Here is a 22,410-nt window from a genome sequence, read left to right on the forward strand (position 1 = left end):
GGGCGCTGGACGCGCGGCCCGCCGACGCAGCGCGCGGCTGTTCGACGCAGCGCGCGGCGGCACCACGGGCGCGTCTCCCTCCGGGGGCGGGCGCCGGCCCGACGTTTGTCGGCTCCGCTGCGGGGCGTCTATCTCTCCGCGGTGGACGCCCCCGTCCTCTGCGAGCGGACGCTTCCGTTTCCACTTCCGTGCGTTCCGCTCGCGCCGAGCGCTTCCGGGGCTGCCGTTGCGAGCGGGCTCCTCCGCTCCGCCTTGTTAGGGCCCGTTGGCGCCCTCCAGGGGCTCCTTGGCGCGAGCGGTGGCCCGGTTCCGGCCCTGGCGCGGGCGGGGTGCATTTTGTGCGGCAATTCTGGCAAACTCTCCGGAATGCAGGGCGACTTCCGTACCGGCCACAGCTGCGGCGACGCGCCCGCGAGAAGGTGCTAGTCGAGCAGCGTATGAGCTACGTCGTCCTCGCGCGGAAATGGCGCCCGCAGTCCTTCGAGGATCTCGTCGGACAGGAGCACGTCTCCACGACGCTCGCCAACGCCATCGCGCGGGATCGCGTCGCCCACGCGTTCCTCTTCACGGGCGTCCGCGGGGTCGGCAAGACGACGAGCGCCCGCATCCTTGCGAAGGCGCTGAACTGCGTCCGCGGCCCGACGGCGACGCCCTGCCAGACGTGCGCGCCGTGCGCCGAGATCACGATCGGCGCGGACGTCGACGTCCAGGAGATCGACGGCGCGAGCTACAACGGCGTCGACGAGGTGCGCAAGCTCCAGGAGAGCCTGCCGTACCGGCCGGCGCGCGACCGGTTCAAGATCTTCATCGTGGACGAGGTCCACATGCTCTCGAACGCGGCGTGGAACGCGTTCTTGAAGACGCTCGAGGAGCCGCCGCCGCACGTGAAGTTCATCTTCGCGACGACGGAGGTGCACAAGGTCCCGGTCACGATCCTGAGCCGGTGCCAGCGCTACGACTTCAAGCTCATCGGGGCGCAGGCGATCGCGGCGCGGCTCCGCTGGGTGCTCGATCAGGAGAAGATCCCCGCCGACGACCCGGCGCTCAGCGCGCTCGCGCGGGAGGCGGCGGGGAGCATGCGCGACGCGATGAGCCTGCTCGATCAGGTGATCGCGTGGGTGGGGACGAGCGGCGATCGCATCACGGCCGAGGGGGTGGCGAAGGTGCTCGGCGTCGCCGACCGCGTCGTGCTGCACCGGCTCGCGGGCGCGCTCGTGGACGGCGACCCCGCGGCGTGCGTGCGCATCGTCGGCGAGCTCGCGCAGGAGGGGTACGATCTGCCCCACGTGGCCCGCGATTTCCTCGCGCACCTGCGCGATCTCGTGGTGGCCAAGGTCTGCGAGGATCCGGCGCCGCTCCTGGATCTCGCGGACGAGGAGATCGCCGACACGCGCGCGCTCGCGGCGCGGGCGGACGCGGACGATCTCACGCGGCTGCACCAGGGCTTCTCGCGCGCGTTCGACGACATCGCCCGGAGCGGCCAGCCGCGCGCCTCGTTCGAGATGGCGCTCGTCCGGCTCGCCCGGAGGCCGCCGCTCCTGCCGATCGACGAGCTGCTGCGCCGCCTTGGCGATCTCGAGCGGCGCCTGAACGGCGGCGGCGGGGGTGGCGGCGGCGGCGGCGGCGCGCCGGAGCGCGGACCGCAGCGGCCCGGCGCGCCCTCCGGCGGAGCGGCTGCGCCCCGGCGCGGGGCGGCTTCGGCCGAGGCTGCGCCCGAGGACGCGCGCGCGTCCGGCGCGGCGGCGGCCGGCGCGGCGAGAGCGAACGACGCGCCGGCGTTGAATGGCGCGGCGGCGGCGAACGGCGTGGCGAGAGCGAACGGCGCGGCCGCCACCGGCGCACCGGCGAACGGCGTCGCCTTTGCGAGCGGCGCAGCGGGCGCGGGCGGGGCGGGGAGACCGACTGGCGCGGTGCCGGCGAATGGCGTGGCGGCGGTGAACGGCGCGGCGGCGAACGGCGTGGCGGCGGCGAACGGCGTGGCGAGGGCGAACGGTGCGGCGGCTGCCTATGGCGCGCCGGGCGGGAGCGGGGTGGCGCGAGCGCACGGCGGCATGGCGGCGAACGGCGCTGTCGCGGCGAGCGGCGCGTCGGCTGCCAACGTCGTCCCGTTCGTGAACGGCGCGCCGGGCGTGCACGGCGCCGCGACCAGCTTCGCGAGCGGCGGCGCCGCGCCGGCCTTCGCGAAGGCGCCGCCGTACGCGAGCGGCGCAGCCGCGCCCGCGTACCGCGCCGACAGCGCTCCGCCACCCTCGCCGCGCGGCGCGCTGTACTCCGTTCCGCAGAGCGCGCCGCAGTTCGTGGCGCCCGCCTTTACGCCGAGGTCGAGCGCGCCGCCCTCGGCGCAGACCCCGGCGCCGGCGTCGAGCGCGCCGCCCTCGGCGCAGGGCCCGGCGCCAGCGTCGAGCGCGCCGCCGCCGCCAGCGATGAACGCCGAGGACCTCGCCACCTGGCGCGCGGTGATCGCCGCGGTCAGGGTGCAGCGGCCGGCGCTCGCCTCCGTCCTCGAGCACGCGGCGGTGCTGGAGCTCACGCCGACCCGCGTCGCCCTCGGCTACGAGGCGAACTCGTTCCTGGCCGGCCAGGCCACCGAGCCGGTGTCCCGCGAGCTGCTCGCCCGCGTCCTCGGCTCCCACTTCGGCGGCCCCGCCGAGCTGGTCTTCGAGACGATCACCCGCGGCAGCGCCGGCCCGTCGCTCGCCCAGGTCGAGACCGCCGAGCGCAAGGCCCGCGTCGAGGCCGCCAAGCGCGCCGTGGCCGATCACCCGCTCGTGACGGCCGCGATCGAGCTGCTCGGCGCGGAGCTCAAGGACGTGCGGCTCGCTCAGGACTTCGCGGAGGGGTGAGGGCCCCGGGCCGGCGCGCCATGCGTCCTGGCGCGCCGAGCACGGCCGTGGGCTGACGGCGGGGCGGCCTCAGCCTCCGTTTCGCAGCCAGCTGCGGAACGCCTTGACCGCCTCGTGTTGATCCGGCCAGCGCACGAAGCGCGCGAGCGCGACGAGATCCAGATCCGGAATGAGCTCGCTGGCCGCGATGGGCTCGTATTGCTCACCGCGCAACGCATGAATGTGGAATGCGTCGCGCTCCCAGAACCAGACTTCGCGGACTCCGAGCCCGCTATACACATGCAGCTTGTCGATTCCGCCGCTCGTCAACACCACCTCGATCGCGATATCGGGGAATTCCTTCAGCGTGCTGCCAACGCAGTAGCACTCGTCGGGCTCGAGGCCGCGTGACTTGGCCTCGCGCCGGAACGTGGTCGAGCCGTAGCCGTAGAGAGGAACGTCCCGCTCCAGCGCGAAGAGCTCGATGAGGCGGGCGATGGTCGTCTTCGCCACTTCGTGTTCGGTCGACGGGCTCATCAGCTCCAGCGTTCCCTCGCAGAAGGTCATCCGCAGGCCAGGGGTGTCGAGCTCGTCCCGCAGCCTCACGTAGGTCTGCCAGGGGACGCCGTGGAGCACGAACCGCTGCTCCCCCGCAGGAGCGGTCGAGGACGGAAGCGGCATGTGCGCGGCGGCTACCATGGGCTCGCGCGGAGGATAGCACGCTCGATGAGCCGCGCGCGGCTCGCCAGGAGCTCCGCCCGCTCCTCCACCGTGCCAGGGGCGACGTCGATCACCTCGAAGCCCGCCGCGCGGTAGAGCGCGCCGAGCCGCTGGTTGATCCGCTCCGCCTCGGCGGCGCGCGCCTCTCTGCTCTTGCCCCAGCGCGGCTCCTGGAGCTCCGGCATCACGGCGAACAGGAACACGAGCGCATAGCGCTCGAACGCGGGCTCACCTTCCGGCCAGGGATACTCCGCCTCTCCGCTCGTACGCAGGTAGTACTCGACCGGATCGAGGTACCCGCGTTCCAGCCAGTCTCCCTCCCGCGCGTCCGCCTCGATCGCCTTCTGGGTCTCCAGCACCCGCGCAGCGAACTCCCGCTTTCGGCACATCGGACAGAGGTGCTCCGGCGTGTCGATCGGGTGAAACGGCGCGTCCGGCAGGTGGCCGTGGGTGCGCGCGCCGAGCTCGTCGAGCACGCGCCGGTGCGCCTCGCCGTGAATGCGATAGCCCCGCGTGGACGCGAGGTGACGGAGCGTCGTGGTCTTGCCGCACGAATAGGCCCCTGTCGCCACGAAGAGAGGTTTGCTCATCGCCATCCCACCTATCGCCGCGCCCACCACACCGAGTCTGCGCCGAGCTCGATCGCCCGTCCGGCACGCGACATGAAGTGAGCGACGGCCTCCATGACGCCCGCGTGGTCCTCGTTGTGGTCATGGCCGGCCAGGACGGCGCCCGGCTTGAGCCTGGGCCACCACGCCTCGAGATCGGCGAGCACGGCCGCGCGGTCGTGCGAGCCGTCGAGGAACACGAGATCCAGGCTGGCGTCGGCGAAGCGCGCCGCCGCGTCCGTGGACGCCATCCGGAGGACGTCTGGCTGGATCCCGAGCGCCGCCATGTTCGCCCTGAACGCACCGGGCACGTCCTCCGCGGCGAGCATGGCGCGATACCTGTCGGCGTACTTGTCGCTCGAGCCTCCCCAGGTGTCGACGCAATGGAGCGCGACTCCATTCTTCGCGGCGAGCCGCCCGACGTACGCCGTGGAGAGCCCCTTCCACGAGCCCACCTCGACCATTGCGCCGCCCCGGATGGGGCGCACCAGCGCCCTGTAGGAGAGGCCGTCCTCCTCGGAGAACCAGCCCTGGATGGGCGCGACCCGGTTCACCGGGAACAGCGCGAGCAGCGCCGCTCGCTTCTGCGCCGGATCGCGGTACTCGTACTGCCTGTCGCACAGCTTGACGAAGCAGCGGGCATCATGCGCGATGAACAGAGGCCGCTCGATCACGGCGAATTTCTTGAGCGACGTGGACCGATCGGGCTCCCGCTCCCCTCTCCGGATCTCGTCGGCATTCGTCGCGAAGATCACGTCTTCGTGCCGGATCGGCCGCCCTTGATCCGGGCCGTCGGTCCAGGCCCTCTCTCCGGAGTATCCGGCGCGGTCGGTGCCGTGCTCGAGGAGGCGAGCCAGCTTGTCCGCCTCGCTCGCGCGAAACAGGAGAGGGTGAGGAGTGCCGTGCGATTCGAGCTCGTCGAGGACCTCCTCGAGGAAGAGCAGGTTCCGGCCGATGTAAGGAAGGGGGATGATGAGCGGTGTCATGACGTGGTCAGCGAGGCGCGCATCGAAGGGGGAGGGCCGAGGACGCCGTCCCAGGGTTGCCATGTGGAGGCGAGCCTCGCGTTGGGATGGAAGATGAGCTCGTGGACGATGCCCGGGCCCGAGCGCTTCGTCTCCTCGAGCTGGGCGAGGTCGGCCTCCTCGAAGACGACATCCATGTCCTCGAAGCGGAACACCTCGACATAGTAGTAATAGCCCACGATCTGCCGCTCGAACGAGAACCGCGCGTCGGCGCTCAGCGCGTCGAGGAGCGGCTCGAGGCGGACGCGCGCGCGATCGCTGTATTTGACGACGTGGTTCTCGACCACCGCGGTCGGGTCGGTCTTCATCAGCTGCCGGAAGATCACGTTGTCCACGCCGAGCGACCGGGCGAAGCGCAGGTAATCCACGATGGGCTCGACCGCGTCGATCTGTCCGTCGAGGAGCACGCAGGAGAGGCGCACCCGGGTGCCGCCCGAGGTCGCCGCCGCCACGACGCTGCGCAGCTCGTCGGCGCGGAGGCCGTCCTTCATCACCATCAGCCGTGCGTTCCTGTCGTGATCGGGGTGGGCACGGCTGATGTTGAGGTGCTGGACGCCCGTCTCGACGATCCAGTCGATCACCCGCTTTCCTTCGCGCTGCTGGAGCAGCCCCGAGCCGTTCGTGGTGAGCGTCCGCTTGCGGCCCCGGTGGGCCTGCCCGAGCGCGAGGATCCGGGGCAATCGCGGATCGTGGCTCGGCTCGCCGCCGGTCACCGAGATCGTCGGATCGAGCGGCCGGAGCGCTTCCAGGGACGCCTCCATGGCATCGAAATAACGCCCATCGTCGTCCTCGACGGTCTTCTGCACGGACAGGCTGCGCCCGCGCGACGCTGGCCTCAGCTCCTCGACGCAGAAGTGGCATTTCGCGTTGCACGGCTGACGGCTGTAGATGGAGAAGTTCGCGTTGCGATAGACCTCGACCGGTCGGCCCCAGAGGTCGAAGCGCACCGTGTCGCCAGCGGTGCTGTTGCCCTTGAGATCGAAGGCGCGGCTCTTCAGGCGGCGCCATTCCTCGCGGAAGGGGCGCGCGCTCACGGCAGCCTCCTCATGGCGTCGGAGCGCGCCACGAGGTCGGGGCCAAAGGCGCTGCCGTCCGGGTTGAGCATCGTGAAATGGGTCCCGACGAGGAAGGGCTCGTCCCAGTCGTCGCGCTTCTGCGCGAAGCCATAACGCTGGAGGTGGAACACGTTGGCAAGCTCGATGAGCCCCGCGTCGCGCACCGCCTCGACGACCCACGCGTCGCCGTCGGCCTCGGTCTTGCGCAGCCGGACGTTCAGGACGAGCTGGCGATCGCCGCCGAGCGCCGAGAGCCGCTCGCGCAGGGCGCACGCGAGGGCGAGCAGGCCGCCGTCGTTCTCGAGGAGGTGGTGGTTCACCGAGAGCTTGATCGTGGCGGGCTCGCCGAGCTTCTGGAGCCAGGCGTCGAGCCCGGCCGGATCGCGCGGGATCTCGACGCCGTTGGTGACCACGACGACGCGCGCGCAGCGGGGCTCGGCGCGGGCGAGGCGGACCATCTCGTCGAAGTGCGGGTGGATCGTGGGCTCGCCGCCCTCGAGCTGCACCTCGAAGGGGCCCTCGGCCGGGAAGCTCGCGAGGTAGCGGTCGAGGGCGAGGAACGTCTGCCCCCGGGGCGACGAGCAGGTGCAGCACCACGGGCAGGAGCGGTTGCAGTGGTTCGAGGTGGCCACGTAGAGCCGGTGCGGCCGCTCCGCCGTGGGGCGGTCGAGCGGCAGCGTGCCCGTGAGCGTGGCGTTCTGGGGGCGCGTCGCGGTCGGCATGGAGCCTCCTGCGAGGAGGATACGGCGGCGGGGGGAGGGGATGAAGGAGATCCCGAGGCGGGGGAACACGGCGATGGGGCCATCGCGCCGAGGCCGAAGTGGGAGGCGTAGCCGAGGGCGATGGGGCCGCGGACGGGCTCGGCGAAGGTGAGGAGCAGGCCGAGGCTAGTGGCGATAGGGCGATGCATTGCCGGCGAGGAGCATGGGGTCGTCTGCTCGCCGCCCGAGTCCGCGCTACGCGGACAGCGTGTTCGCGAGTGCTAGGCGGGTCCTTGGGTATATCGGCAGCCGCGATTGGCCGGGCGGAGGCGTGCGCATAAACCGTTTGATTCTCAAGGAATTCAGAGCTGGCTGGTCGGATTGCCGCCTCTGCCATGTGGAGGAAGGGCGAATTGTTCGGGTTGAATCGGCAAAGCGAGCAGGTGAGCTAAATAGGTCAGCGATTGGGCTCGCCCGGCGAGACGACTTCAGCCAGGTGCGCCTCGCGGTACGGTCTGAGTGGCCGCTATTCTGTGTTAAGAGTCGGTGCTCACTGGAGACTTGTAGTAGAACGGCAACCGAGGCTCGCTTGACGAACTATGCCGCATGTCTAAAGAGATGCTGTATGCAGCGAATCCGTGAGTTTGGCATGCCAGCGATCGAGCGGCACCCCCGGTGCTTCCCCACATCGTCGAGTTTGGCGATGCAGGCCTAGTTGAAGTGGTGTCGGTGCGGCTGGTGGGTGCAGCTGCCTACACGCTCCGCCGCTGAAAGGCGGCGGCCCCATTGAAGCGATACGCCGTCGCCGCTGTCGGTCGTCTTGAATCCGGCTCTCCGCCGCTGAAAGGCGGCGGCCCCATTGAAGCCGCTGCACGAGATCGCCGCCGCGGTTTCGTTCACACCTCTCCGCCGCTGAAAGGCGGCGGCCCCATTGAAGCTGCAGGCCCGTGAGCAGGTAGAGCCAGAGGTCCTGCTCTCCGCCGCTGAAAGGCGGAGGCCCCATTGAAGCCCGGGCGAGTGGTACGAGCACGCGGACCGCCCGTCCTCTCCGCCGCTGAAAGACGGCGGCCCCATTGAAGCAGCCAGAGCGTGACGTCTCCGCCGTCCTCTCGGATCTCTCCGCCGCTGAAAGGCGGCGGCCCCATTGAAGCTTGTTTGCGGCCGTTGCACTTGCCATTTCGTGATCTCTCTCCGCCGCTGAAAGGCGGCGGCCCCATTGAAGCTGCCCTCACGGCTACCTCAAGTCGCACGCATGTCCTCTCTCCGCCGCTGAAAGGCGGCGGCCCCATTGAAGCTCCGACCCCTTCCCGCGCCGCACCTTCGACGGGACCCCCTCTCCGCCGCTGAAAGGCGGCGGCCCCATTGAACTTCACCTTCGCGCGTCGGAGCGGCAGCGGACGGGTGTTCAGTGATTCAGCGGCGCGCCGGACCGCGAATATGCGAGAAATGCGGTTTTCCGCTGCATCATCGCGATGCAAGGGCACACCTCCTCCTTTCCCCCAATGCCGTCACAATGCTGGCCTGCTGCTCGGTTGAGCCAGCGTCCGAGCAACGACAGCTCCGGGACGCGGAGGAGGCGCTCCCGTCCTGGGCCTCGTAGCAGGCGTCCTGGAACGAGGATGAGCCCGCGGCGAAGCCACGGCGCGGTCCAGCGCGACAGCTCGGGGAATCGCCGGAGCACGTAACGGCGCATCAGGTTGTGAGCGAGCAGCTTCAGAAGGAGCATCGCGTGGTTCGCGGCGAAGGTATGTCTTGGAACTTGACCACAGCCCCAGCCGTGCTTGAGGTCGCGGATCAGCACCTCGATGCCAGCCCGAGGGTCGTAGCGGGCGGCGACGTCCTCCGGCGCTTCGACCATCTCGTTGGTGAGGTAGACCTGCACGGTGTAGTCGAGGTCGTCCCAGAGATAGATGTGCCTGGCGTACGTCCGGTCGAGCGTCCGGACGGCGATGACGCGAGCCTCGAGGTCTGCCCATTCGCCGCGCCGGAACAGGACCTCCGCGACCTGGCGGCGAGGCCGGCCGTCGGCGTCCCAGTCCACGGTCCTCCAGCGGGTGACCAGGGAGATGGCACCCGCGAGATCGCGCGTGAGCCTGGGCCTGGTTAGGAAGAAGGCTCCCTTGTCGGCGATGGCCCGCAGCAGCTGGGTGCAGTCGCCGGCGGCGTCGATGCGCACGTAGACGGCGGCCTCGGGCGCCGCCGCGCGGAGGCGATCGAGGCAGCGCTCGACGTAGGGCACGTCATCGTTGCCGAAGCTCGTGTCTCCCGGCCGGAGCTGGGCGCCGATGACGGCGTTGGTTTCGGCGACGCGGACGAGCAGCGGGTGATAGCTGAACCTGCCGTGGTAGCGAGGATTGGGTTACGGTCGGGCTCCTTCCTGCGAGCCGAACAGCGGCTCGACGGTGGTGTCCATGTCCAGATGAATGATGTCGGGCGGCGCCTTGGCGAGCGGAGCGAGCCCGTGCTCGGCGAGCATCGAATCGAGCGCGGCGAGCGCCTTGTCGTCGAAGCGGCGGAGGTCACGGTAGACCGTGTCGATGCTGGGCACGACGCCACCGGCCAGGTGCACGAAGAGCGGGTCGTTCGCCGGCGCCTCCAGGCCGAAGACCCGCGCCTCCCCGGCCACGGCGGCGTCGATGAGCAGCCTCATCTGGGCGGCCATGGGGAAGACAACACGGCTGTCCGGCTTGAGTCGACCGAACGTGCGCTGGAGCTCGGCGTCGACGTCGAGCTCACGGAGGAAGACACCGAAGCCGACCAGCCCCGCCACGCCGGTGAGCGTCGTCTCCGTCGCGCGGAGGTGCACCGCACGCGGATCGGGACGGCGGACGCGGGCGCGTCGAGGCGGGGTCGGTTTGGGCTTGTTTCGGCGGATGCGCCGTCGCACCTTCGAGGTGCTCGGCGTGCGCTTGCGTTGGGTCATAACAAACGCAACGGCGGCGCACGCCGAGCCTTTCTTCAATGCATTCCGTTTTGCGGCGTCAGTTTGCCACTCTTTTGAATGGCTCAGGACGCGCGAAATCCAGGTTCAGTTGACAACGCCGTAGCCTTCGGCGTTACCATCCTCCGGCATGAAGAGGATCACATCTTGGCCGGTCGCGGCCGGGCTCGTCGTCATCGCTCTCGGCTGCAGCGGCGGCGGCGCGGGCGCCGGTGGAGCGGGCGAAGCGGGCGCCGGCGGAGCGGGCGAAGCGGGCGCCGGCGGCGGCGCAGGCGGAACGAGCGGCGGCACGGACGGCGCTGCCGCGGGCACCGGCGGAACGACCTCTGCGGCCGACACCGGTGGATCGCTCGCGGGAACGGGCGGTGGCGGGGATGGCGGCGGCGCGGCGGCCGGCGGCAGCGGCGGCGATTCGGGCGCGCAGGGTGGCGCCGGTGGCGGCGCGGGCTCGACCTATCGGCCCTGCCCGACCGACGGTACGGCGTGCAAGATCATGCCGTTCGGCGACTCTATCACCGACGGATACAACGGGGACACGCCGGGCGGCTATCGCGTCGAGCTGTTCCGGCTCGCGCACGCGGCGGGCAAGAACATCACGTTCGTCGGTTCGGGATCGAACGGACCGAACACCGTTGGCGGCGTGGCGTTCCCGCACAACCACGAGGGCCACAGCGGCTGGACGATCGCCCCCGCAGGCGGAAGGAGCGGCATCTCGACGCTGGTGTCGACCGTCATGCCGCAATACAAGCCCGACATCGTGCTCTTGATGATTGGAACCAACGACGCAATCGACAATTACGACATGCCCAACGCCCCCAAACGTCTGGGCGCGTTGATTGACAGCATCTACGAGCAGCTCCCCAGTGTTCTCATCGTGGTGGCCGCGCCCGTCCCGTCGCGCGGCGATGCGAGCAAGGGCGACGACACCGCGCTCAGCGCGCGCATCAAGACCTACGACGACGCCATTCCGGCGGTGGTGAAGGCCCGCGCGGACGCAGGCCGACACATCATCTCCGTCGACATGTACACGCCCTTCAATCCGAACAAGACCACGTTACTCGAAGATCAGTGGCACCCCAACCTCCAGGGCTACGTGCTGCTGGGCGAGCAGTGGTACGCGGCGTTGCAGCCTCTGCTCTGACGGCGCGGTCGCTCAAGGGAGGCGCGCGGAGCCCGACGCCCGGCGCGGCGTGTGCAGGCTCGACCAGGGGGTAGGTAATCTCAGCCTTGATTTCGCGCCCACGGGGCACGCGTGAGCCGACGGCGACGCGCGAGCGGCGTTCCGCCGACGAATGCGACGTCAATTCCCAGCAGCGGCGACTTCGCGAGTTCCCGCCGCGCATCGAGTCGCTCGGCGAGCCCGTGGCCCAGCAGGGGGACATCGACGGCGCGCGCGCGTTCGAGGGCGAGCGTGCGGCGGAGCGGCCGTCGTACCTGCGCGACGAGGCCGCGAGCGCGCCCCGGGAGGCCGCGAGCGCGCCGTGGCCCGCTCCGCCCGCGGAGCCGGCGCCCGGCGCGCTGCGGAACCTCCACGGGACCGCCGAGGTGAGCCGGTTCGTCCCCCGGCCCGCGCTGCCCTTCCAGGAGCTCGATCCGGCGCGCGAGCCCAGCAAGAAGCGCTGATCCCGAGATGGGTTCTCTTCTTGGCGCCCTCGTTGCGCTCGGCGGCTGATCTGCCCTCGACGCGGAGCCAGGCACCGCCACCAGGCCGACGAAGGAGATCGGAGAGGGGATTTGCAACACCCTGTGTCGCCGCGGGCAGGAGTGCAACCATCGCTGCTCGGTCCAGGTCGGCTCGGACAGGTCAGCGCGGCTGCAGGTCACCTCGCCCAGAGGACCGAGAGATCGAGCTCGATGGCGTGGAAGGGCTCGGCGCGGACGCGGGCGGCGTCGCGGTGGACGACGGCGGGCCCCCAGCCGCGATCCGCGCCGAGCACGTAGACCTCCAGCGTCCGGGCGATCGGGTCGACCAGCCACGCGTGCCGCACGCCCTCACGTGCGTAGATCGGCATCTTGTCGTCGCGGTCGACGCTCTCCGTCGAAGGGGAAAGCACCTCGCAGATCCAGTCCGGGGCGAGCGCGAAGTACGCCGTGTCGGGCATCTCGGGCATGCGTTCGCGGCGCCAGCCGGCGAGATCGGGCACGAGCACGTCGAGCTCGCCCGGCGCGTCCGGATCGGAGAAGCGCAGCTCGGGCTCGTCGATGATGTGCCAGCCGCCGGGCCCTCCGTCGCCCAGGTCGAACGGTCCGCCCAGCTTGATGCCGAGCCTGGACGACGCCCGTGCATGTCGCGGTGCCGGCCGGGGGAACACGTGCAGGGTGCCGCTGACGAGCTCCGCCACCTGGTGCGGCGGAACGGCTTCGAGGTCGGCGTACGTCGCGCGACGCTGCTTCTCGGCGGCTCGGCCCATAGGGGCCAAGTCTGCCCGGGGGCGCACAGCGGGGCAAGGCGGTGAGGCGCAGGGTCGAGTCGGCGCGCCGCCCGGCTCGCTCATTGCGCCACGAGATCTCCTGCCAAGCGCGGCGCGACCTCGTAGGTCGTCTCGTATTGCGCGGCGAGGCCGATCACCGTGATGTCCTGATCGACCGCAAGCGACGCGGTGTCGATGACGGGTTGCCCGTCCACGATATGCACGAAGACCTGGATCTCGCCCGAGCCGTCGTCGATGTACACCTTGAAGCCGTAGGGCTGGTCGTCCTCCACGGCCTTGGTCACGCGGCCGCCCACGCTCACCAGCAGGCCCTCGACGGGCTCTCCGACCGCTCCGGTCGTCACGTCCTTCGGGCCGACGGCTCCGGCCTCGCCGAGCTCCGTGACCGAGGCTGCCTTGGCGTTGAGCACCGTCTGCTGGGCCGCCTGCGCGAGCGTCCCCGTGACACGCACCCGGGTGTCGAGGTCGAGATCGAGCGCGTCGGGCAGGCTCACGTAGATGCCACCGGTGTCGTCCTGCAGGGCGAAGCCCTGCTCGCCGGTCGCCGAATTGAATGTGCCGGGCGCGACGGTCACGACGCCTTCGACCATCGCCGTGGAGCCCTCTGCCAGGCCGCGGGCTTCGGCGATGGCGACCGCGACCTCCTCGTCCGGAGCAGGCGACTCTTCGTCAGAGCCGCAGGCCGTCGTCGCGAGGACGCAGGTGGTGAGGGCGATCGAGACGATGCTGCGAGTCGAAACGGCTTTGCGCATTCCCCGTCCCTAGCCGTGCTGTCCCCCAGGGACAAGACATGGCCCCGGAGCGCTGGATGCCGCCCCTTGGCGCCAGCCGCCGTCGATTCCGTGACGATCCCAGGAATCCCCCGCAATTCTAAGCATGAGCCATCTCTCTCCCCTCCCGCCTCCTCCCGCCGACCTCGTCCAGCACAGCACCTGGACGTCCATGCACGCGACCGCCGTTCACGTGCTCCCGGGGATGCTCCGCTACCTCGGCGTGGCCGAGGACGACATCGACGACCTCTCCCAGGAGGTCCTCCTGGGCGCGTACACCAGCCTTCCCCGGTACAACCCCGCCTATCCCGCCTCGGCGCCCGGCTCTGCCTCCCTGCCGCCGGCCGCCTCGCCGCTTCTCCAGCACTTCGCGTCCGCCGTGCCGGCTGCTGCCGAGGACGCCGCCCAGGAGCAGCAGGAGCAGGACGACCCCGCGTCGCTCTCTCGGCCGGCGTCGCGCGATCCCTCTCGGCCATCGCGCCCGCACGCACTCGGCCCGCGCTGGCGAGCCGAGTCCAGCTGGCTCTTCGGGATCGCCTGGCGAAAGGTCCGGCGCCATCTGGAGCGCACCTACCGGCGCCTCGAAGTGCCGGTGGGCCTTTCAGACGAGGCATGCTTCCAGGGCGCCGACGTCGCGCCGAGCAGCGAGCAGCGCATCGCCACGAACCAGCGGATCGCGATCGCGACCCGCCTGCTGGCGACGATCGCGCCCGAACGGCGCGCCATCCTGATCATGGCCGACATGGTCGAGATCCCGGTGCGCGAGATCGCGCGCTCCCTCGAGCTCAACGAGAACACCGCTTCGAGTCGGCTGCGCCTGGCGCGCGAAGACTTCCGCGCCGCCGTGAAGCGCCTGCGCCCCGAGGAGCAGCGCGCGCTCCGGTCCGGCCTGCTCATGGTCCCGCTCTTCTCCCTTGCCTCGTCGCGTGCCGCCGCCGCGTCGCCGGCCGTCCACTTCGGCGCCTCCGCCATCGTCGAGACGAGCGCGCCCGCGGCCCGTCCCGAGCTGCCGAGCGATCTCGGACGCCAGGACCTCGCAGATCGACCCGGGCGCGCAGCTCGCCTCGCGCGCCTGCTCGCCCGGTTCGTCCGCCCGGCGCTCGCCCGGTTCATCCTCCCGGCGCTTGCGTGGGCGACGGCAGGTGTAGGCGGCGCCGCGCTGTTTGCCGCGCTCGCGCCAGCGCCGGCCCTCTGGGCCAACCGCCTGGGCCCGATCGCGACACCGCTCCTCCTCTCGCGTGCGGTCGACCTCGATGCGCGGCCGGAGACGGGTCCCGGTGGGAGGCCGCGATCCGAGGCGCCGCGAGCCGATGCGATCTCGGACAAGGAAGCTCCACCCTCTCGCGCGCCCACGCACGCGCCGGCACGTGTCTTCCGCCAGCGCAAACCCGCCGCGCCGGAGCAGCACGCTCCCTCCGACCAGGATCGAGAGCCGCTCGCCGACGAGCTGCAGCTGCTCGACGCCGCCAGGCAGGCGCTGCTGCAAGGCGATAGAGCGACCGCGCTGGAGCGCATCGCCGCCCACGAGCGGCGGTTCCCCGAGGGGCGGCTCAAACTGACGCGCGAGCGGCTGCGATCGAAGGCCGCGGCGGCGCAGGCAGCGCCGGCCGGGAGCGCGGCGGGGCAGACGCTTCCGTGACCGCGCGGACGAGGCCGATGCGCGGGAGATCGCACGACGAGGGCGCGCGCAGGAAGCGGGCAGCACGCGCAGCGCTCGCCTCGATGGCCGCGGCCGCGATCTCGGCCACCGGAGTCGCGCCGGTCCGGGCCGAGCCCACGGCCACGCCGCTCCGGGTGCGGCTCGAGTTCATCCGTGGGCCAGGCGCCGAGGAGTGCCCGGACGAGCAGCTCCTGCGCGCGGAGACGGTCCGGGCGATGGGAGGGGTCGACCCCTATGACGCGGAGGCTGCGTTCACGATGACGGCGTCCATCGAGCGCCGGCGCGGCAAGCTCGCCGCCTCGATGTTCCTCCGCGACGGCGACGGTCACGGACGCTGGTTCGACGGGTTCAGCGCCTACGATGACTGCAAGGTGCTCGTCACCGCCATGGCCCTGTCCATCGCCGTGTTGCTCGACGACGCCGCCGAGCTCGCCGCACCACCTGGGGTGCCAGCGAAGCCCGCTTCGCCGCCCGCGCCGCCCGAGGAGCCCTGCTCGCCGGATCGGCCCTGCCCGCCGCAGCCAGCCCATGCGCCGCCGCCACCCCCGCGCACGGCGCCGCCGGTGCGCGCGCCGCCCCGGAGCAGCGCGTCGCCGCGGATTCCGGCAGGGCGCTTCTCCTGGGTGGCCGGCCTCGGCGCTGTGACGGGCCTCGGGATGACACCCGGCATTGCCGGTGGGCCAGCGCTGTCGTTCGGGGCACGCTGGCCGCCGTGGTCCGTTACGCTGGAGGTCCGCGGGCTCGCCTCGCTGTCGGGAAACGTCGAAGCCGTCGGCATGTCGGTCTCCACCGTCATGACGGATGTCGTCTTCTGTCTCGACCGCCGCAGCCTGTTCGCGTGCGGCCTCGCCGAGCTCGGCATACTCCATGCGGCTCCCACCGTTCCGTTAAACGCGACATCACGGCTGAATCTCCACGCCGCATTCGGTGCACGGGCGGGTATCGAGTGGCCTCTGTCAGAAATATTATCGGCCCGAGCACACGCGGATGTTGTTCATCCTGTGGCCGGAGCCGCCATCCTTCGCCACCCAGGCGCTCCTGAGCCCGAGCGCCCTGTCTGGAGCGCGCCTGCTCTCGCCGTGGCACTCGGCATCGGTCTACAAGCAAGCTTCTGAGGGTGATTCGATAGTGAGCGCGGCAAAACGCTTCGGTGAATTGGCACGGAAAGAGAAATTCCTCTCGCTTCATGGAATGGTGTTCATGAAAGTCGTCGTACGCCATTCGCCTTGCGCTGAAGAACGGCGCTCAAGTAAGGTTTCAGCTATGCGCACGACACGATTCGTCCTTCCAGGGCTGCTGCTCATCGCTGGCTGCGAGCAGGAGCCCATCATCATCACGGGGCCCTGTACACCCGAAGAGATCAGACTGGGTTATTGCTCGGGGGTTGGCGCCGGCGGCGAGGGCGGTGCCGGCGGCCAAGGCGGCGCTGGTGGACAGGGCGGTGCCGGCGGCGAGGGCGGCGCTGGCGGCCAGGGCGGCGCCGGCGGCGACATGCACAGCTCGCTGTGCTCTGGCCAGTGCACCCCGCCTGCGCCGCTCGGCTGGTTTGGCCCGGCGCTGCTCTGGTTCGGTCCGGCCGAGGCCGTCCCCGACTGCCCCGCCGACGCGCCGACGCTCGGCTACGAAGGCTTCGCCGATCTCCAGCAGCCGCCGATGGACTGCGCGATCTGCGCGTGCGACCCGCCCGAGGCCTCGTGCGCGCTCCCCACCGGCTGGGCCGCATCCTCGTCTACCTCGTGCCCCGGCGACGGGCCGGGCACCGTGATGACCTCCTTCGCCGCGCCCGACGGCTGGGACGGCGCGTGCACCGCGGCGAACTCGATCCCCGAGGATCAGCTCTGCAACGGCGAACCCTGCGTGCAGTCGCTCACGATCGCGGCGCCCTTGGTCACGACCGGCGCGTGCACGCCGCGCCTCGACACCCCGCCGCCTGTCCCCAGGCTCGATCCGTGGGCGACGCGGGCCAGGGCGTGCCTCGCCGGCGCGTACACCGCGTGCGAGGACGCGACGACGTGCGTGCCAGCGGCGCCGTCGGGCTTCCTGACCTGCGTCTACCACGAGGGCGACGACGCCAGCTGTCCGGAGGGGTACGCCGCCAGGCACGTCTTCTTCGAGGACGTGATCGACGGCCGCGAGTGCACCCCTTGCGGCTGCGGCGATCCGACTGGCGCCTCATGCACCCTCATGGCGTCCGTGTTCCGCGACGCCGCCTGCACGGACCTGCTCGCGTCGAGCCTCGTCAGCTCCAGCGTCCCGTTCTGCGTCGTGACGCCTCCCGGCGTCGGCCTGGGGAGCAAGTCGGCCGTGATCGCGGATGTCGAGCCGGGCGCGTGCGCGCCGCACGGTGGCGAGCCCGTGGGTGAGCTCCAGGCGAGCGCGCCATCCACCTTCTGCTGCACGGCCTGACAGGCTCCTTCCCGGAAGTCCTCTCGCAAAGGCACATCGCGTCCGCGCCGCCCCTCAGCACATGTTCGCCCCCGCCCATCTGCCCCTCGCCTCCATCTCTCAGCCCCTCGCCGCCCCCCTCCGCGGCAGCCGCGCCGTGAACGTCGTCCCTCGCTCCGCCTGGCTCGCCACCTCGATCACCCCGCCGTGCGCCCGCGCGATCTGGTGCGCGATGAACAGCCCGAGCCCCAGCCCCCGCCCCGCGCTCGCTCGCCCCTCCGCGGGCGACGCCTGCCGCCAGGGCTCGAACAGCGTCCCGAGCCGCTCCGGCGCGATCTCCGGGCCCTTATTGTGCACCTCGATCAGCACGTCTCCCCCGCGCGGCCGGATCGCCACCCGCACGGCGCTCCCGGGCTCGGCGTGGTCGGCCGCGTTCTGCACGAGGTTCGTCACCATCTGGGCGATCCGCTCGGGATCCCACAGCCCCGCGCCGCTCCCCCGCAGATCGAGCCGGATCGGCACCCCCGCGTGCGTCGCCCGGAGCTCGTCGATCGCCCCCTTGCAGAGGACATGGAGGTTCCCCGGCCTCCGCGCGATCGGGATGCTGTCGCCGAAGCAGCTCCGCGTCAGATCGAGCAGGTCCTCGATCGTCCGCGCCATGCGGCGCGCGCTCGCCGCGATGCCCTCGACGCTCGTCGCCTGGCGCGGCGTCAGGTTGCCGTGGCGCACCAGCGTGCTCGACGCCAGCGTGACCGCCGTGAGCGGCGTGCGCAGGTAATGGCTGAGCGCGGCCAGGAATCGATCGCGAAACGCGAGATCGTCCAGCCGCGCAGCCTCCGCCCGCTTGCGATCGGAGATGTCGATCGCCGTGCCGATCATCCGGACGCTGCGCCCGGTCGCGTCGAAGAAGGTGCGCCCCTGCACGCAGACCCAGCGCTCGATCCGGTCGCGGAGCCCCACGAGGCGGTACTCGATGTTGTACTCGCCGCCGCTCTCCGGGGCCTGCGAGCGCCGCACGGCCTCCTGCACGCGCGCGCGATCGTCGGGGTGGATCGCCGAAAGGAAGAGCTCGTAATCGACGTCCGACGCCGGCTCCAGCCCGCACACCTCCCGGCAGCGGTCGTCCCAGCGCAGCTGGCCGGTCACCGTGTCGTAATCCCAGATGCCGACGCCGCCCGCCTGCGTCGCGAGCCGCAGGCGCGCGCCGCTGTCCTCGAGCGCGGCGCGCGTCGCCCGCTCGATCTCGAGGGCGCTCGTCCACATGCTCGCGTCCACCACCGCGTGGAGGACCTGCGCTTCCCCCACCCCGAGCGCGATGCCCTGGGCGACGCACTCCTCGATCAGCGCAGCCCGGAGGTGCGATAGCTCCCGCAGCGCCGCCGCGATGCAGCGGCCCCGCGTGACGCAGCGGCGCGCGTGGTCCTCGACCCGCTCGTAGGCGCCGCGGAGCGCCGCGTCCTCGCCGGCGAGCCGGCTCGCAGCGAGCGCCTCGATGAGGTGCTCGAGCAGCGCCGGCACCGCGTCGACGAGCATCGGGCGCTCGCCCCGCCGCGGCGTCGGCGCCCTGGGATCGTCGAGCACCCGGCGCGTCCAGCGATCGAGCACGTCGCGCTTGCAGCTGCGGAGCCGGGAGGCAGCGGAGGTCTTTGCTAGCGGGCCGGCGTCATCCATCGACACAAAGCGAGCGCTCGCCGGCGCGGATGTCACGTGAGGACACCCCCTGATTGGCGCGTAAGTGACCGTCACCGGGCCCGGGCCTGACGTCTCCACCCTCGGCCACCGGGCCTGATCTCTCTGCCTCGGCCACCGGGCCCGGCGCCTCCGCCCTCGGCCCGCCGGCTCTTCGGTCCCCGGCCGTCCGCGTCCGCCGCGCCCCGGCGCTAGAACGCGCCCAGCACCCCGACCCCGCCGCCCTCCGGGCCGATGAGCGGCACGATGCGCGCGTGCACCCGCGCCGGCGAGCCGTGCCGTGCCGCCGCGGCGCTCGCGCCTTCCGCCCTCGATGGGCCCGAGGTCAGCACGAGGACCGCCCCCGCGGCGAGCGCGGCGACGCCGACGCCGACGCCGATCGTGGACACGAGCGCCTTGGTCTCCGCCGCGTTGATCTCTTTGCGACCTTCCGGCGTACACAGCTTCTCCGGACAGAGCGCTTCGTCCTTTTCCGCGTCGCTCGCCTGCCCCGCGGCGAGGATGCCGAACACGGCGCCGACGCCGAGCACCGCCGCGCCGGCGCCCCCGATCACGAAGCCCGCTGTCTGCAGGCTGCCCCCGCCGCTCCGGCCGCCGGCGCCGCCGCTGACCGGCGGAGCCTGCGGCCCGGCGGGCTTGCTCGTGGTCGCCACCGGCAGGAGCTTCGGGATGGCGATCGCCTTCAGATCGGCGCTCTCGCCGACCTGGACGGTCGTCGACCAGACCGTGTAGCCGCTCGCCGTCGCCTCGACCTCGTGCGCCCCAGGATCGATCGGGATCGGCGTGCCGAGCGCGGCCGCGGGGATGTCGCCGCCGTCGACGCGGACCAGCAGGCCGGGCGTGTTCTCCGCGTTGAGCTGGATCTTCGATAGCCTCGGCTCCAGCGCGTCGATGTGCTCCTGCGCGAACGCCTCGCGCGCGGCGTTGCCCTCCTTCTTCGACGCGAAGAGCGCCTCCTTGAACTGCCCCCACGCCGTCGCCGTCCTGCCGAGCCCCTCGTTGCACAGGGCCAGGTTGAGCAGCGTCCCCGTGCCGGGCCGCAGGCGCTGGCTCTCGGCCAGCTTGGGGCACGCCTGTGCGTACGACTTCGCCTCCATCAGGCGGCGCCCCTCCTCGAACAACGTCTGGGCGAGCGTCGGATCGCCGCTCGCGGCCTGCGCGGCGGCGCTCGAGGGCGCGAGGAGGGCGGCCGAGCCGAGCAGGACCGCGGCGAGGGCGAGGCGGGCGCGACGGACCGCGCGGGGGGCATGGACTGTCGAGGGGATCATGGCGGTGAGCTCAGTGCGGGTCGTTCAGGTCGATGCCCTTGGGAGGGCGCTGCGTCGTCGCAGCTTGCGACGGGCGGGCGGCGGGCGTGGTGCGCCCCGCAGGCGCGCCTCCCCGAGCGGCGGTGGGCGCCGTCCTCGGCGACGCCGCGGGGGAGCTCGCGGCCGCGGCGGCGTTCGACGCGGGGGCGCTCGCGGCAGCGGAGGCGCTCGCCGCCGTCGCGTCGGCCGTCGTCGCTGCGTCGGCTGCGGCCCCCGTCGGTCGGATCGTCGGTCCGTCCGGCGTCGTCGTCGCGGCGGCAGGCGCGGGCTGCTCGGGGGTCGGCGCCGGCGCCGGCGCGGCGGTCTCCGTGGTGCTCATGGCGACCGTGGGCGCTGCCGCCGTGCCCTCCGTCCGGTCGGCGCCGCCCCGGCGGAGCACGTAGACGCTGCCGACGATGAGGCCCAGGAGGAGGGTCGCGGAGATCAGCGCGATCGCGAGGATCGCGGAAGGGGAGACCGATAGCCCAGGGATCCGGCGCCCGTCCGACGAGATCCCGAGGTGGGTCGACGAAGCGAAGGTCGCCGCGGCGCGCGAGCTCATCGGCGCGCTGTACGGACCGGGGACGATCTGCTGCTGCGGCGTGGGCGCCGGGAAGCCGTTCGGCGGGATCGGGCTCGGCCTGCCGTCCTCAATAGGGCGAGGCCCGAAGGCGCCGTTGCCCGGCGACGACGGGTGCGAGAACGGCGACGACGGGTGCGGGTAAGGCGTCGAGGCGTGGGCGATGGGCGACGGCGCCTGCGAGAACGGCGTCCCGTGCGGGAGCGGCGTCGGCGGGCGCGGCTGCGCTGTGTCGCGCTGCCCGGCCGGATGCGAGGCGAGCTCCGGCCACGACGGCTCGCGAGCGGCCGGCCCAGGGAGCCTCGAGTCCGCGGCGGGGAACGACGGCTGCGACGCGCGCTGCCCGCCGGGGATCGCGGCGTGCAGCGACAGGCCGCCCATGCGCGCGATCCGGGCCAGGGTCGGGTACGTGCGCGCGGGCGCGAACGGCGCGAGCGACACGATGAGCTCGGCGACCGACGCGTGCCGGTGCTCGCGCTCGCGGGCGTACGCCTTCTCCAGCACGGCCGCGAGCGCGGCGGGCACGTCGGGGCGGATCTCCCGCAGCGGCGTCGGCGTGCCCGTCAGCACCTCCGCGCAGAGCTGCGGCAGCGTCTCCGCGTAGTACGGCTGCCTGCCGGCGAGCAGCTCGTAGAGCGAGACGCCGAGCGCATAGATGTCCGTCCGGTGATCCACCGAGCGCGTCTGCCGCATCTGCTCCGGCGACATGTACAGGGCCGAGCCCAGCGCCGCGTCCGTGCCCGTCAGGACGTCGACCGCGCCGGTCGCCATCTTGGAGATGCCGAAGTCGAGCACCTTGACGAGCGGCGAGCCATCGACGCGCGCCGTCAGGAACAGGTTCGCGGGCTTGAGATCGCGGTGGACGATGCCGAGCCCGTGGGCCTCGACGATCGCCTCGCTGCCCTGCGCGATGTAATCGATCGCGTCCTCGACGCCGAGCACGCCTTGATCCCGCAGCAAGCGCGCCAGGTCGCTCCCGATCAGGAACTCCATGACCATGTAGGGAGCGCCGTTCTCGAGCGTGCCGACGTCCGAAACACGGGCGACGTGCTCGCTCTTGATCTTCATGCCGGCCTTCGCCTCGCGGAGGAAGCGGGCCGAGCCCTCGGGGTGCAGGGTGAACTCGGGGAGCAGGAACTTCAGGGCGACCCGCTCGTCGAGCACGACGTGGCGCGCCTCGACGACCACGCCCATGCCGCCCTGGCCGATGACCCGCTCCACGCGGTACTTGCCGGCGAGCACCGTCCCCGGCTCGACCGGGGGCAGCGAGGGCTGTTTCGTCTCCGAACCCGACACAGCGGGCGATGATCACCGCTTCGCCCTCGGACGGCAAGGGCGGGCGGCGCCGGTGTCGGGGCGCGGCGCGGCGAGGGGGACAGAACGGCGCTAAAGGCGCCGTAACACGCGGTTTTTGTGCCGCCGCACGGTCGCTTCGTCACGCGGCTCGCGCCGTCGCGAGGCCGCGTTGGCGTGCGGTCGCTCCATCACACGCCCGCGTCGCTGCGCGGTCGCGTTGCATCGCGCTCTCCGTCAGACGCTCGTGTCGTCGCGTCCGCGCGCTGCGCCGCGCTCGCGTCCGCGCACCGCCACGCGCTCTCGCCCACGCGCCGCCACGCTCGCGCCGCCACGCGCTCGCGCCGCCACACGCTCCCGCCCACGCGCCGCCACGCGGTCGATCCCTGGCCGAATCGTCCTCGAAACGATCTCGCAGCGCGCCTCACGCGCGTCACGGAAGG

The 22,410-nt window shown here is 71.9% G+C and carries 16 protein-coding genes, 1 pseudogene and 1 CRISPR repeat array; of the genes and pseudogenes, 6 read left to right on the forward strand and 11 right to left on the reverse strand.

Annotated features, from left to right (window positions below):
• Positions 1-437: 437 nt before the first annotated feature.
• Positions 438-2,843 (forward strand): DNA polymerase III subunit gamma/tau, encoded by a 2,406-nt coding sequence (dnaX, locus tag WMF14_RS01415; RefSeq protein ID WP_437798405.1) that lies wholly within the window; start codon positions 438-440, stop codon positions 2,841-2,843.
• Positions 2,844-2,912: 69 nt separating this feature from the next.
• On the opposite strand, the gene WMF14_RS01420 is transcribed toward dnaX, so the two are convergent.
• From WMF14_RS01420 to WMF14_RS01445, 6 genes and pseudogenes are all read right to left on the reverse strand, one after another.
• The gene (locus tag WMF14_RS01420; RefSeq protein ID WP_437798406.1) at positions 2,913-3,521 is read right to left on the reverse strand and encodes a Uma2 family endonuclease; all 609 of its coding nucleotides are present in this window, start codon (positions 3,519-3,521) and stop codon (positions 2,913-2,915) included.
• On the reverse strand, positions 3,515-4,132 hold the full coding sequence (locus WMF14_RS01425) for an AAA family ATPase (RefSeq protein ID WP_437798407.1): 618 nt from the start codon (positions 4,130-4,132) through the stop codon (positions 3,515-3,517). The genes WMF14_RS01420 and WMF14_RS01425 overlap by 7 nt, the downstream gene beginning before the upstream one ends.
• A gap of 11 nt (positions 4,133-4,143) precedes the next feature.
• Entirely contained in the window at positions 4,144-5,136 is a 993-nt protein-coding gene (locus tag WMF14_RS01430) for a class I SAM-dependent methyltransferase (protein ID WP_437798408.1), read from the reverse strand.
• Positions 5,133-6,209, reverse strand: coding sequence for a radical SAM protein (locus WMF14_RS01435; RefSeq protein ID WP_437798409.1), 1,077 nt, complete (start codon positions 6,207-6,209; stop codon positions 5,133-5,135). The genes WMF14_RS01430 and WMF14_RS01435 overlap by 4 nt, the downstream gene beginning before the upstream one ends.
• Positions 6,206-6,952, reverse strand: a complete 747-nt coding sequence (locus WMF14_RS01440; RefSeq protein ID WP_437798410.1) for a radical SAM protein — start codon at positions 6,950-6,952, stop codon at positions 6,206-6,208. Before WMF14_RS01440 ends, WMF14_RS01435 begins: the two co-directional genes overlap by 4 nt.
• Positions 6,953-7,688: 736 nt before the next feature.
• Positions 7,689-8,298: direct repeats of the CRISPR family, unit length 34 nt; unit sequence CTCTCCGCCGCTGAAAGGCGGCGGCCCCATTGAA.
• Between the two features lie 164 nt (positions 8,299-8,462).
• A pseudogene (locus WMF14_RS01445) lies at positions 8,463-9,854 on the reverse strand (IS1380 family transposase); the annotation flags it as partial.
• 148 nt (positions 9,855-10,002) lie between these two features.
• Between WMF14_RS01445 and WMF14_RS01450 the strand changes: the two are divergent.
• Complete coding sequence (locus tag WMF14_RS01450) at positions 10,003-11,013, forward strand: SGNH/GDSL hydrolase family protein (RefSeq protein ID WP_437798411.1); 1,011 nt, start codon at positions 10,003-10,005, stop codon at positions 11,011-11,013.
• 86 nt (positions 11,014-11,099) lie between these two features.
• On the forward strand, positions 11,100-11,495 hold the full coding sequence (locus WMF14_RS01455; RefSeq protein ID WP_437798412.1) for a hypothetical protein: 396 nt from the start codon (positions 11,100-11,102) through the stop codon (positions 11,493-11,495).
• A 197-nt stretch (positions 11,496-11,692) separates the two neighbouring features.
• Here the strand turns inward: WMF14_RS01455 and WMF14_RS01460 are convergent, their stop codons facing one another.
• Positions 11,693-12,283 (reverse strand): Uma2 family endonuclease, encoded by a 591-nt coding sequence (locus WMF14_RS01460; protein WP_437798413.1) that lies wholly within the window; start codon positions 12,281-12,283, stop codon positions 11,693-11,695.
• Between the two features lie 80 nt (positions 12,284-12,363).
• Positions 12,364-13,056: a DNA-binding protein gene (locus WMF14_RS01465; RefSeq protein ID WP_437798414.1), complete on the reverse strand. Its 693-nt coding sequence runs from the start codon at positions 13,054-13,056 to the stop codon at positions 12,364-12,366.
• 124 nt (positions 13,057-13,180) lie between these two features.
• Between WMF14_RS01465 and WMF14_RS01470 the strand changes: the two genes are divergently transcribed.
• The 3 genes from WMF14_RS01470 (at position 13,181) to WMF14_RS01480 (ending at position 17,140) form a co-directional block, all read left to right on the forward strand.
• Positions 13,181-14,713, forward strand: a complete 1,533-nt coding sequence (locus WMF14_RS01470; protein ID WP_437798415.1) for an RNA polymerase sigma factor — start codon at positions 13,181-13,183, stop codon at positions 14,711-14,713.
• A gap of 17 nt (positions 14,714-14,730) precedes the next feature.
• The gene (locus tag WMF14_RS01475; protein ID WP_437798416.1) at positions 14,731-15,849 is read left to right on the forward strand and encodes a hypothetical protein; all 1,119 of its coding nucleotides are present in this window, start codon (positions 14,731-14,733) and stop codon (positions 15,847-15,849) included.
• Positions 15,850-15,997: 148 nt separating this feature from the next.
• On the forward strand, positions 15,998-17,140 hold the full coding sequence (locus tag WMF14_RS01480; protein WP_437798417.1) for a hypothetical protein: 1,143 nt from the start codon (positions 15,998-16,000) through the stop codon (positions 17,138-17,140).
• Between the two features lie 99 nt (positions 17,141-17,239).
• On the opposite strand, the gene WMF14_RS01485 is transcribed toward WMF14_RS01480, so the two are convergent.
• From WMF14_RS01485 to WMF14_RS01495, 3 genes are all read right to left on the reverse strand, one after another.
• On the reverse strand, positions 17,240-18,790 hold the full coding sequence (locus tag WMF14_RS01485; protein WP_437798418.1) for an ATP-binding protein: 1,551 nt from the start codon (positions 18,788-18,790) through the stop codon (positions 17,240-17,242).
• A gap of 209 nt (positions 18,791-18,999) precedes the next feature.
• Entirely contained in the window at positions 19,000-20,076 is a 1,077-nt protein-coding gene (locus WMF14_RS01490) for a hypothetical protein (protein WP_437798419.1), read from the reverse strand.
• Between the two features lie 10 nt (positions 20,077-20,086).
• A complete protein-coding gene (locus tag WMF14_RS01495; RefSeq protein WP_437798420.1) occupies positions 20,087-21,970 on the reverse strand; it encodes a serine/threonine protein kinase in 1,884 nt (627 codons plus the stop codon).
• Between the last annotated feature and the right edge of the window lie 440 nt (positions 21,971-22,410).

The sequence above is a fragment of the Sorangium sp. So ce693 genome, assembly GCF_051521375.1.
GTDB lineage: Bacteria > Myxococcota_A > Polyangia > Polyangiales > Polyangiaceae > Sorangium > Sorangium atrum.